We start from the raw sequence: 12,196 nt of genomic DNA on the forward strand, positions 1-12,196 counted from the left end.
TGAGGTTTACCATGCCAGAGTATCGCTCCCGTACGACCACCGCAGGTCGTAACATGGCCGGCGCTCGCGCCCTGTGGCGCGCCACCGGCATGAAAGATGGCGACTTCCAGAAGCCGATCATCGCCGTTGCCAACTCCTTCACCCAGTTCGTGCCGGGCCACGTCCACCTCAAGGACATGGGTCAGCTGGTCGCGCGCGAGATCGAGAAGGCCGGCGGCGTCGCCAAGGAATTCAACACCATCGCGGTCGATGATGGCATCGCCATGGGTCACGACGGCATGCTGTATTCGCTGCCGTCGCGTGACCTGATCGCCGATAGCGTCGAATACATGGTGAATGCCCACTGTGCGGATGCGCTGGTGTGCATCTCCAACTGTGACAAGATCACCCCGGGGATGCTGATGGCCGCCATGCGCCTCAACATCCCGGTCATCTTCGTCTCCGGCGGCCCGATGGAAGCCGGCAAGACCAAGCTGCTGGATCACGGCCTCGATCTGGTCGATGCCATGGTCATCGCCGCCGATGATAGCGTCGACGACGAGACGGTCGCCGAGATCGAGCGCAGCGCCTGCCCGACCTGTGGCAGCTGCTCGGGCATGTTCACGGCCAACTCCATGAACTGCCTGATGGAAGCGCTGGGTCTGGCATTGCCGGGCAACGGCACCGTGCTGGCTACGCACTCCGATCGTCGTCGCCTGTTCGAGAACGCCGGGCATCGCATCGTCGAGCTGGCGCGCCGTTACTACGAAGGCAACGAAGAGCATCTGTTGCCGCGTGCCATCGGCTCCCGCGCCGCCTTCGCCAACGCGATGACGCTGGATATCGCCATGGGTGGCTCGACCAACACCATCCTGCATCTGCTGGCCGCCGCTCAGGAAGCCGGTGTCGACTTCACCATGTCTGACATCGACAAGCTGTCCCACAGCGTGCCGCAGATGTGCAAGGTGGCGCCGAACACCCAGAAATATCATATCGAGGATGTCCATCGTGCCGGCGGCATCATGGGGATTCTGGGCGAGCTGGATCGCGCCGGTGTGCTGGATACCTCAGTGCCGACCGTCTACGGCGACTCGCTGTCTGCGGCGCTGGAAGAGTGGGACATCATGCGTTCGCCCACTGATGAAGTCGTCGAATTCTATCGCGCCGGCCCGGGCGGTATTCCGACCCAGACCGCCTTCTCGCAGAGCGCGCGCTGGCCGAGTCTGGATGGTGATCGCGCCCAGGGCTGTATCCGCGATTACGACCATTGCTTCTCCACCCAGGGCGGCTTGGCCGTGCTGTACGGCAACATCGCACTGGATGGTTGCGTGGTGAAGACCGCTGGCGTCGATGACTCCATCCTCGTCTTCGAAGGCCGTGCCTACGTCTGCGAGTCCCAGGATCAGGCGGTGGAAGACATCCTGGCCGACAAGGTCAAGGAAGGCGACGTCGTGATCATCCGCTACGAAGGGCCGAAGGGCGGTCCGGGCATGCAGGAAATGCTCTACCCGACGTCCTATCTCAAGTCCAAGGGGCTGGGCAAGGCGTGTGCGCTGCTCACTGACGGTCGTTTCTCCGGCGGTACCTCGGGCCTGTCCATCGGCCACGCGTCTCCCGAAGCGGCGGCGGGCGGCGCCATCGGCCTGGTCGAGCATGGCGACACCATCCTGATCGACATCCCGAACCGCACCATCAACGTCAAGCTGAGCGACAGCGAGCTGCATGAGCGCCGTGAAGCGATGGATGCCCGTGGCAAGGATGCCTGGAAGCCGAGCATCCAGCGCAACCGTCGTGTCTCCGCCGCGCTCAAGGCCTATGCCTTGCTGGCGACTTCCGCTGACAAGGGCGCCGTGCGCGACCTGAGCAAGCTGGACTGAGAATCGGCTTCAGATATCTGACCCGGTCTCTGAGCAGGCCTCTGCGCTGAGACACCGCGCAAGCCTGTGTGAGTCAAACGACAACGGCCACCCTTCGGGGTGGCCGTTGTCGTTGATGGGGATATGCCTGAAGGGCACCCGCGGCAGGTCGCACACACGAAAGGCGCCACTCAGGGCAGATCGGGTGAGGGGAAGCCGCTCGGGGCCTGGGGGCTTGCGAAGGTGTCCGTCGGGATGACCGGCTCAAGCTCCAGGAAGCGCACGCGATTGCGCCCCTGGCGTTTGGCTTTCTTGAGTGCGTGCTGGGCGCGCTCGCAGAGCTCGAGCCGGTTGGCCAGCGTAAGCGTATCGGGCGCCGGGTGATAGCAGGTCAGCCCGATGCTGCAGGTGACCGGTCCATCGAGACCATGCAGTTCTGCCGTGGCATGACGGACGCGCTCGGCGAGGATGATGGCGCCGCTGGAATCGGTCTGGCCCAGTACTGCAATCAGCGAGCCATCGTCGCGCTGACTGAGCAGGTCGCTCTTGCGTGTCGCGTTGCGCAGGATGGTGGAGACCTGCTGCAGTGCGCGGTCTCCTGCGGCGCGGCCGTACTGGCGATTGAAGTCGGTAAAGGCATCCACGTTGAGCAGCAGGATCGACAGTGGCTGCCCATGGCGTGCACTGCGCGCGATCTCACCATCCAGCTGTTGCGCGAAGATCTCCGTGGGCAACAGCTTGTCCAGCACCGACGGCACGGCCGGGCCCGAGGGCGCCATGCTGGCGAGCTTGTGCCGCATGCGGGCCAGGCTCTCCTCGTGGGAGCGCTGCTCGCTGAGGTCCTGGTGCTGGCTGAGAATGACGCCGGAGTGGCTGTCGATCACATCCAGATACAGCATGACTTCGATGATCTGCCCCTGTCTGCCCAGATAGCGATGCGGTTGCTCGAAGTGTGTGATCTCGCCGGCCTGCATGGCCAGAAGCGCCTCCTGACAGGCCTGCATGTCAGCAGGGTGGGAGACATCCTCCAGCGCGCCACGCTGCAGTTCACTCCTCTCCGTCCCCAGCAGTTGGGCCAGCGCGGGATTGAGACGTGTCCAATGGCCATGGAAGTCCATGATCGCCATCGAGAGCTGGCAGCGCGAGAACAGCAGCTCCATCTCCTGGTAGGCGAGGCGCAGGTTGCCCAGTTCACTGGTCAGCCGCTTGCGCGCATTCTCGCGATCGATCAAGCCTCCCAGCAGGCTGGCCAGTGTCTCGACCAGTGCACGATCGCTGGCGCTGAAATCTGCCGCGCGCGGTGAGTTGTCGCCGAAGCAGACGGTGCCGGTCAGACGGCCTTCGGTCCATACCGGTGCGGCGATATAGCTCTGGAAGGGCATCGACTTGAGGGCCGGATGAGCCTCGAGTGCTGGCGTGGTCGCGATATTGGCGTAGGCGATGCAGCCTGCCTGCTCAACGACTTCATTGCAGAAGGTCTCGTTCAGCGGTGCGATCGCGCCCTCGATCTTCCCGGGCGGCGGATTGACGGCCGCCATGATTTCATAGCGACTGGCCTCTGCATGGCCGAGGATGCCGGTGGTCATCCCCAGCAGGCGGCAGGCGGTCACCAGGTACTCTCTGAGCTGTTCGCTGAAGGTTCCCGCAGGCGCGAGTGTCAGGGCAAACAGCGCTTGCAGCTGGGCGGGTCCGAGATTCTCATTGAGGAAGACAGTCGCGGCGGCGGCTTGTGGCGAGAGCTCTGAGGTATCAACTGGACTCGAGCGTCCCGAGGAGGGCAGTGGCGAGGGAGGGGTCGGCAGCATGTGACATCCTTATCTTGCATGGTGCGGGCGGAAATAGATCAAAGGGCGATTATGGCGCTTGAAAGGGGGGATAGGGGCCTTTGATATACCAATAAATCAACTGTCCATACACGTAAGTCTTATGAGCTATTGAGTGGGTGGCTGCTGAAGGCACACCAGGCCTTGAGCCTGATGGCAGCGCAAAAGAAACGGGGAGACCGGTCGATGGCTGATCGACGGTCTCCCCGACAAGTTCTTTCTCTGCCCACCATGATGCGTCGTCATGCGTGGCAGAGTCTGTATGCCGCTTGTCCTGTCATCCGTGTCCTGTGCCGTTTCACACCTGATGTCACCGGTGGGGCAGGCAGGATCCTGCTGTTGTCATGCGTATCGCTCCTGGCTCAGGCGGCTTCGGCCAGCTGAGGTTCCGCTGTCGCTTCCATATCGATGGCTTCCAACGCCAGTTCGATCGAGAACCAGTTGTCGTTCAGCCACAATTCCAATGCTTCATTGCTCATGCACATCGTCAAGTCTCCCCGAGAGTAGTGGCAAGCGCGTGTGTGTCATGGAGTGCTGCCGGTAAGCAGCAATCATCAGTATGGCGTCTCCTTGCCGAGAGCGAATGAAGTTTGCGCGACGATATGATGTCAGCAGCCTTGGATAGCGAAAGCAGGACATCACCCATGGTCATTTGACCATGGGTGATGTCCTGCTTTTCGTGAAGGATGAGTCTCTCAGTCTCGAGAGCTTGCTTGCCGGGAAAAGCCTTTCCTTGCCAAGGAGCGCTTCAGCCTGATGGCGAGGCGTCACGCTGTTGGCGTGGTGTCAGGCTGAAAGGGAGCGAGCCTCAGCGGCGAGTGAAGGAGCGCAGCAGACTGCGAATCAGCGTCCGTCCCAGCTGTGACCCCACGGCGCGCATCACGGACTTGAGCAGGGTCTCCATGACGCCCTGACGCTGTCTGCCGCCTGTGCGCGGGGCGCTTTCGGCCACCGGGCTTGTTTGCTCGGAGTCGCGGCTGGCAGCGGCTTGAGCGCTTCCATCCCGTTCTGTGGCAGGCGGCGTGGTGTCAGGCGTTGCCGCTGGTGTCTCCTGCGGCCGAACCTGGGCCGTCGCCGAGCTCGTCAGTTGCGCCTCGAGACGCTCGTGAGCCGATTCACGATCTATCACCTCATCATAGCGACCGGCCAGTGATGAGCTTGCCAGCAGCGCTGTGCGCTCGCTGTCACTCAACGGGCCGATCCGCCCACGCGGCGGCGCGATCAAGGTGCGCTCCACCTGGGTGGGCGTGCCCTTGCTGTCGAGCACCGAGACCAGTGCCTCGCCCACGCCCAGCTCCGTGATCACCTGAGCCGTATCGAGGGCCGGGTTGGGGCGGAAGGTCTCGGCAGCGGTCTTGACGGCCTTCTGGTCGCGTGGAGTGAAGGCGCGCAGGGCATGCTGGATCCGGTTGCCCAGCTGGCCGAGCACGTCATCGGGGATGTCGGCGGGGGATTGGGTCACGAAGTAGACGCCGACCCCCTTGGAGCGAATCAGGCGCACCGTCTGCTCGAGGCGCTCAAGCAATGCCTTGGGAGCGGCGTCGAACAGCAGGTGGGCCTCGTCGAAGAAGAACACCAGCACCGGGCGGTCGGCATCGCCGCGTTCTGGGAGGGTGCGAAAGAGCGTCGACAGGAACCACAGCAGGAAGGTGGTGTAGAGACGTGGACTCTGCATCAACTCACGCCCATCGAGCAGATTGATGAAGCCGCGTGTCTGGTCTCCCTCGCCCGTGGTCGCCAGCATGTCATTGATGTCGAGCGCCGGTTCGGCGAAGAAGCGCTCGCCGCCCTGGGTGGCCAGCACATGCACCCGGCGCAGCATGGCACCGAGGCTCTGGGGGCTGACACTGCCATAGCGCTCCTCGAAGCCCTCGCGTTCACGCTCGATATGCTTGAGCAGGCTGATCAGGTCCTTGAGGTCGATCAGCTCCAGCCCTTCACGCTCGGTATGATCGAAGGCCAGGTGCATCAGGCCACTCTGGGTGTCGTTCAATTCCAGCAGGGTTGACATCAGCTCAGGCCCCATGGAAGCCACGCTGGCGCGCACTGCATGTCCGCTCTTGCCGAACAGATCCCACAGTCTGACGGGCGCGGCCTGAGGCTGCCAGTCATTGATGCCGAGGCTGGCGAGACGTTCATCGACGCGCGGATGCGGGGCACCCGCCGCGGCGATGCCGGAGAGGTCACCCTTGACGTCGGCGGTGAACACCGGCACTCCCATGCGCGAAAACTCTTCTGCCAGCACCTGCAACGTGACGGTCTTGCCGGTACCTGTCGCACCAGCGACCAGGCCGTGTCGATTGGCCAGTGCCCCGGCTAGCGTGATGTGGCCCTTGGGTCCCTGTCCTGCGAGTCCCCCGATCAGCACGTCTGGCATGTGAGTCTCCTGTCATTCAGGTGATGGCGGTGCTTGCAGAGGGAGGTGTGACGACCACTGCCGATGACCGCAGAGATGGGCGATGTCGTGGAATCATAGAGTTACAAAATGTTTCGTTGAGTAAAATACTGCAAGCCATCTTGCGCCGCTTGACGCATGGCGTCAGGCAACCGACGCGCGACAAGCCGCCTGATGAGCGGCCAGCAGCCCATATGGGCGCTAATTAAACGCGAGCCGATATCTCACTCTTGTATAGGAAATCTGGAAGAAAGATATTTTTCTTTCCCTTCTCTGCTTGAAAGTCCGGCCCTGTAGTTCCATATCTTTAGGCATCAGGGCGCATGTGACGCAACACGCCTCGGCAGATTGACGCTTTCGACAAGAATGACACCGGCAGGTTCGGGTACAACTCTGGTGACGTTTTTTTGAAGAATGCTCCGACAAGCAGCCGACACTTGAGAGGGTGTTCGATCCATGCGCCACAAAGATTTGATGCAGTACCACAAGACGTCGTTGAGATAGGTAGGAAGCGTCTTGTGGAGCCTGGATCTCGAGACATTCAGTCTCGGGATTTCTGAAGGCTTACCGGCAACGGCCGAGCGAATCATCTGCTCGTCTCTTGCAACAGACCGCTACTGGAGGATGGATCATGAAGAAGCTGACTGCTGCACTTTTCGCGACTGCCCTGGCACTGCCGACCACTGCTGCCTTTGCCGAGCACCACGAATCCAGCAACACCGGTTCCGCCAACACTGGCGCCCACTCCACCAAGGTAGAGGGCGGCACTGCTGCGGGTCATGAAGATGGCAAGGTGTATGATGATACCGAGCGCAACACCGAGAGTGGTTCTGCCAACACCAAGAAGGACTCCATGATGGTGGAAGGTGGCACGGCCCAGTCCGAGTCCGCCAAGCACGGCAAGGTCATGGATAAAGGCGAAGACCACATGGGCGTCAGCCCGGAATCCGGTTCGTCCAACACCGCTGATGGCAGCATGAAGACCGAATGATCGTGTCTTGACGGTCTGGTCTCAGGCCAGACCCGCAATGGATCTTGCGGTGCCTGAACGAGTCGCCAGCACGACCCGCTTGAGCGCATCGCGAGTGAAACGACAAGCCCCCGCCATTGGCGGGGGCTTGTCGTCGTATGGGGGCACGCAAGGCAGGGTGTGAGGGGCAGGAAAGAGGGGGATGGCCCCTCAGGTGCTTGTCATCGTTGCTTGCCATCAAGCCCCTACCACCAGCGAGGGCTGTAGGTATCTTCCCCGGCCAGCAGGCGTTCGCGGGCCATGAACAGCGCCGCGATCGCGCGCGCCTCGTGGAAGTCCTCACGCGCCAGCAGCGCCGGCAGCTCATCGAGGCGGTGGCGCTCGACGACCAGCGGTTCCGGCTCATCCCCCGGCAGGCGCTTTTCGAACAGATCGCGCGCCAGCATCACGTTCATGCGGTGATCCATGTAGTTGGGCGCCAGGCTCAGTTCGGCCAGTGGCTCGATGTTGTGCGCGCCATAACCGCATTCTTCCATCAATTCGCGATTGGCGGCGGTCACCGGGTCCTCGCCCGGGTCGATCAGTCCCTTGGGCAGGGTCAGCACATATTGCTCAGGGCCAGCGGCATATTCGCGGATCAGCAGCACGTGGTCGGGGTCGGGCATGGCGACGATCATCACCGCGCCGTGACCGCCGCTCTTGAGGCGCTCGAAGCTGCGGGTGGCGCCATTGGAGAAGGTCAATTCCAGCGCTTCGACGGCGAACAGGCGCGAGCGTGCGACCTCGCGGCGTGAGTCGATCCGCGGTGGCGTCAGCGCGTGGCTGGCGTCTGAATGACTCATGGTCGGGTGAACGGTATCTGGCGCATCATCCATCGCAAGTCCTCGCGAGGCAGTATGAGAAGAGAGAACACTGTCGCTCATCGTGGCAGGCCGCCGCGAGCGGGGCAATCACAAGCCGTCATCCCCCCTCGTTGCACATGCGCGCCCGTGGGCCATGCTTTACACTATGAGGCCAAATTTCCCTCTGGCTGACAGAATCCGATGCTTGACTGGAACACTATCGACACCGTGCTGTTGGACATGGACGGCACTCTGCTTGACCTTCACTTCGACAGCCACTTCTGGCTCGAACACCTGCCCAGGCGCTATTGCGAGCTGCACCGCCTCGATGAGGCGCTGCAGGCCGATCTCAAGGCGCGCATCATCAGCGAGTCCGGCACGCTCAACTGGTACAGCCTCGATTACTGGAGCCGTGAGCTCGAGCTCGACGTCGTCGCCCTGAAGCGTGAAGTACAGCATCTGATCGGCTATCGCCATGAGGCCGAGGACTTCCTCGCCTGGCTGCGCGATCAGCCGCAACGCGTGGTGCTGGCGACCAACGCCGACCGTCATGGCATCGATCTCAAGTTCGCGCTGACCGGCATGGGTGACTACTTCGACGCCGTGGTGTCGTCCGCGGATCTGGGCCACGCCAAGGAAGAGCAGGCCTTCTGGCACAAGCTCAACGAGATCGAGCCCTTCGACCCGGCGCGTACCCTGTTCATCGATGACAACCCTCAGGTGCTGGAAAGTGCCCACACCTATGGCATTGCCCATCTGCTGGGCGTGCGTCAGCCGGACTCGAAACGCCCTGCGCGTGATTTCGAGCGTGTGCACGGCCTGGACGGCTTTGCAGTGCTGACCGAGGGCGCGGGCCCCGAGGTGGCCAATGCCGGAGTCTCGAGCGACGGGGAGGGCAAGGAGGCGTCATGAGCGATCAGGTACGTATCGACAAGTGGTTGTGGGCGGCGCGCTTCTTCAAGACGCGTGGCATGGCCAAGAAGGCCATCGAAGGCGGCAAGATCCAGTACAACGGCGGCAAGGTGAAAACCTCCAAGACCGTCGAGGTCGGCGCCCTGATCGAGGTGCCGCAGGGCTGGGATCGCCTCGTCGTCGAGGTGCTGGCCCTCAGCGACCAGCGCCGTGGCGCCCCCGAGGCCCAGAAGCTCTATCAGGAGACGCAGGAGTCCCGCGAGCGCCGTGAGCGTGAGGCCGAGACGCGCCGCCTCGGCAATCAGGGCATGACGCCGCCTCCCGGTCGTCCTGACAAGAAACAGCGTCGCAACATCCATCGCTTCCAGCGCCAGGATGCCGATAGCTGAGCCAGCGCGAGTCACCGCCGGATGCCTTGGCACCGACCGGCACAATTTCCATACCGATGTGTGTCAGCACATCGTTGTTGGCGGCCTGATATGGGAGCGCTTGTGCGCTCTCCCTTCACGCCTGCCTTGAGGTCCCTCAATGAGCGAACACGACATGCAAGATTCCCATTCCACTGACGATGCGGCCGCGCCGAGCTTCGATCAGATCCAGCGCTTCCTGTTCGATGCCACCAACGTGCGTGGCGAGATCGTCACACTCGACAAGGCCTACGCCGAGGTGCTCGATCGTCACTCCTACCCGCAGGCCATCTCGCGCCAGCTGGGCGAGATGCTGGCGGCCGTGGCGCTGCTGACCGAGACCATCAAGCTCGATGGCACCATGACGCTGGAAGTGCGCGGTACCGGTATCGTGCGCCAGCTGATGGCCGAGTCGAACCCCGGCGGCGAGCTGCGCGCCATCGCACGTCTCAGCGATGAGGCGGTGTTGCCGACGGAAGAGTCCAGCCTGCAGGAGCTGGTCGGCCAGGGTCAGATCGTGATCACCCTCGACCCGCGTGAAGGCAAACGCTATCAGGGCATCGTGGCCATCGATCAGGACAGCCTCGCCGGCTGCCTGGAGAGCTACTTCAGCCAGTCAGAGCAGCTGCCGACCCGCCTGTGGCTGATGGCCGATGGCAAGCGCACCGGCGGCGTGATGCTGCAGCAGCTGCCCAACGATGATGCCAACAAGGACCCGGATGCCTGGGAGCGCGTCGTGCATCTGGCCGAGACCCTCAAGGCCGAGGAGCTGCTGACGCTGGACCAGCAGGAAGTGCTGCATCGTCTCTATCACGAAGAAACCGTGCGCATCTATGAACCCAAGGCGCTGCGTTTCGGCTGCACCTGTTCGCGCGAACGTCTGGGCGCTGCCCTGCACAGCATCGCCGCCGACGAGCTGCGTCAGATCGTCGCCGAGCAGGGCGAGCTGGCCACCCAGTGTCACTTCTGCCATACCCGCTATTCCTTCAGTGCCGCGGAAGTGGAAGCGATCATCGAAGATCCTGACGCCGAAAGCCCCGTCGTGCATTGAGCATTTCCCGACGCGCCGGCGGCTGGCCACGGGGATGATGATTGTCTGACATATCGTCGTCCGTCAGGCGAAGGCGCCTGCGCCAAAGTGTTGCAACAATGGGCGTTTCCGCCCGACACCCTTTTTGCCATAATGCCTTGCCAGCACAGGGCCGGATGCCCTGTGCTGGTGGTATCGACGGTGTCATGGCATGCCGTCATGCGCGATCGGGCAGCAACGATCGATCACAAAATAAGCCTGTGGCATGTACCTCGGGCATCTGGCTTCAGCCATCAAGAGAGAGGGCGGCCCTGAGCCGCGGAGACGCGAATGAGCAAGCATCAAGACAGTGCGGTGACCACTCACACCAATCTCAGCAGCGCAGAGCTGATCGAGCTGGCAGTGGCTCGCGGCGAAGGACGTCTGGCCGACAACGGCGCGCTGGTCGTGGAGACGGGAGCCCGTAGCGGACGCTCCCCGAACGACCGCTTCATCGTCGACGAGCCGTCCACCTCGGACGCCATCGACTGGGGCAGCGTCAATCGCCCGTTCAGCCCGGAGCGTTTCGACGCCCTGTGGGAGCGCGTCGAGGACTACCTCGGCGAGCGCGACAGCTTCGTCTCCGAGCTGCATGTCGGGGCTGACCTCGAGCACTACCTGCCGATCCGCGTGACCACCGAGACGGCCTGGCACAACCTGTTCGCGCGTACCATGTTCGTGCGTCCGGACAGCTTCAATGCCAAGGACAAGAGCGAGTGGACCATCCTCAACGCGCCGCACTTCACCTGCGAGCCACAGCGTGATGGCACCAACTCCGATGGCGTCGTGCTGATCAACTTCGCGCGTCGTCGCGTCCTGCTGGCGGGCATGCGTTACGCCGGTGAGATGAAGAAGGCCATGTTCTCGGTGCAGAACTTCCTGCTGCCGGAAAAGGACGTGCTGCCGATGCACTGCTCCGCCAACGTCGGTGACGACGGCGAGACCACGCTGTTCTTCGGCCTGTCCGGCACCGGCAAGACCACCCTGTCCGCTGACCCGGCGCGTTACCTGATCGGTGATGACGAGCATGGCTGGGGCGAAGGCACCGTCTTCAACATCGAAGGCGGCTGCTACGCCAAGTGCATCGATCTGTCCCAGAAGAACGAGCCGGTGATCTGGAACGCGATCAAGTTCGGTGCCGTGCTGGAAAACGTGGTGCTGGATGATCGTCGTGGCGCGGATTACGGCGATGACCGTCTGAGCCAGAACTCGCGTGCCGCCTACCCGTTGGAGCACATCGAGAAGCGCGTGCCGGAAAACCGTGCCGGCGAGCCGAATGCCATCGTCTTCCTGACCTGCGACATGTCCGGCGTGCTGCCGCCGGTGTCCGTGCTCAGCAAGCAGGCCGCTGCCTACCACTTCCTGTCCGGCTACACCGCCAAGGTCGGCTCTACCGAGATGGGCTCCACCGCCGGTCTCGAAGCCACCTTCTCCACCTGCTTCGGCGCGCCGTTCTTCCCGCGTCCGGCACGTGAATACGCCGACCTGCTGATCAAGCGCATCGATGCCTTCGGCTCACGCGTCTACCTGGTCAACACCGGCTGGACCGGTGGCTCCTACGGTGAGGGTGGTTCACGCTTCTCCATCCCGACCACGCGCGGCATCATCAGCGCGATCCAGAACGGTGCGCTGGCGGACATCGAGACGCGTCACATCGACGTGCTCAACCTGGATGTGCCGGTACGCGTGCCGGGCGTCGATTCCAGTCTGCTCGACCCGCGTGAGACCTGGGAAGACCGCGCCGCCTACGACAGCAAGGCGCGTGACCTGTCAGCCAAGTTCGTCGAGAACTTCAAGAAGTTCGCCGGCGTGGATGAGGCGATCATCGCGGCAGGCCCGACCCTGGTCTGACGATCAGCGAGATTGATCGCAAGCGGTAAGCAGAAAGCCTCGCCCGGTGTTCCGGGCGAGGCTTTTTCGTGTCTGCTGCTTTTCTCGGCCAC

General features: G+C 62.8%; 9 protein-coding genes. 6 read left to right on the forward strand and 3 right to left on the reverse strand.

Annotated elements, in window-relative coordinates; all coding sequences use genetic code 11:
* Positions 1 to 11: 11 nt before the first annotated feature.
* Complete coding sequence (gene ilvD, locus ACJJV2_RS04095) at positions 12 to 1,856, forward strand: dihydroxy-acid dehydratase (RefSeq protein WP_107336223.1); 1,845 nt, start codon at positions 12 to 14, stop codon at positions 1,854 to 1,856.
* A 170-nt stretch (positions 1,857 to 2,026) separates the two neighbouring features.
* Here the strand turns inward: ilvD and ACJJV2_RS04100 are convergent, their stop codons facing one another.
* Together ACJJV2_RS04100 and ACJJV2_RS04105 are read right to left on the reverse strand one after the other, a co-directional pair.
* A complete protein-coding gene (locus ACJJV2_RS04100) occupies positions 2,027 to 3,640 on the reverse strand; it encodes a diguanylate cyclase domain-containing protein (RefSeq protein WP_405278459.1) in 1,614 nt (537 codons plus the stop codon).
* Between the two features lie 826 nt (positions 3,641 to 4,466).
* Entirely contained in the window at positions 4,467 to 6,035 is a 1,569-nt protein-coding gene (locus ACJJV2_RS04105; RefSeq protein ID WP_405278461.1) for a helicase HerA-like domain-containing protein, read from the reverse strand.
* Between the two features lie 649 nt (positions 6,036 to 6,684).
* On the opposite strand from ACJJV2_RS04105, the gene ACJJV2_RS04110 reads away from it, so the two are divergent.
* Positions 6,685 to 7,044, forward strand: a complete 360-nt coding sequence (locus ACJJV2_RS04110) for a hypothetical protein (RefSeq protein WP_405278464.1) — start codon at positions 6,685 to 6,687, stop codon at positions 7,042 to 7,044.
* A 224-nt stretch (positions 7,045 to 7,268) separates the two neighbouring features.
* On the opposite strand, the gene nudE is transcribed toward ACJJV2_RS04110, so the two are convergent.
* Positions 7,269 to 7,865 (reverse strand): ADP compounds hydrolase NudE, encoded by a 597-nt coding sequence (gene nudE / locus ACJJV2_RS04115; RefSeq protein ID WP_317292952.1) that lies wholly within the window; start codon positions 7,863 to 7,865, stop codon positions 7,269 to 7,271.
* 201 nt (positions 7,866 to 8,066) lie between these two features.
* Here nudE and yrfG point away from each other — a divergent pair, with 201 nt between their 5' ends.
* The 4 genes from yrfG (at position 8,067) to ACJJV2_RS04135 (ending at position 12,104) form a co-directional block, all read left to right on the forward strand.
* Complete coding sequence (gene yrfG / locus ACJJV2_RS04120) at positions 8,067 to 8,777, forward strand: GMP/IMP nucleotidase (RefSeq protein WP_082388286.1); 711 nt, start codon at positions 8,067 to 8,069, stop codon at positions 8,775 to 8,777.
* A complete protein-coding gene (locus ACJJV2_RS04125; RefSeq protein WP_192837546.1) occupies positions 8,774 to 9,166 on the forward strand; it encodes an RNA-binding S4 domain-containing protein in 393 nt (130 codons plus the stop codon). The genes yrfG and ACJJV2_RS04125 overlap by 4 nt, the downstream gene beginning before the upstream one ends.
* Positions 9,167 to 9,320: 154 nt before the next feature.
* A complete protein-coding gene (gene hslO, locus ACJJV2_RS04130) occupies positions 9,321 to 10,235 on the forward strand; it encodes an Hsp33 family molecular chaperone HslO (RefSeq protein WP_052384283.1) in 915 nt (304 codons plus the stop codon).
* A gap of 309 nt (positions 10,236 to 10,544) precedes the next feature.
* Positions 10,545 to 12,104, forward strand: coding sequence for a phosphoenolpyruvate carboxykinase (locus ACJJV2_RS04135; RefSeq protein ID WP_043331365.1), 1,560 nt, complete (start codon positions 10,545 to 10,547; stop codon positions 12,102 to 12,104).
* The last annotated feature ends 92 nt before the right edge of the window (positions 12,105 to 12,196 follow it).

This window comes from Cobetia sp. Ld8 (genome assembly GCF_045066615.1).
Classification (GTDB): domain Bacteria; phylum Pseudomonadota; class Gammaproteobacteria; order Pseudomonadales; family Halomonadaceae; genus Cobetia; species Cobetia amphilecti.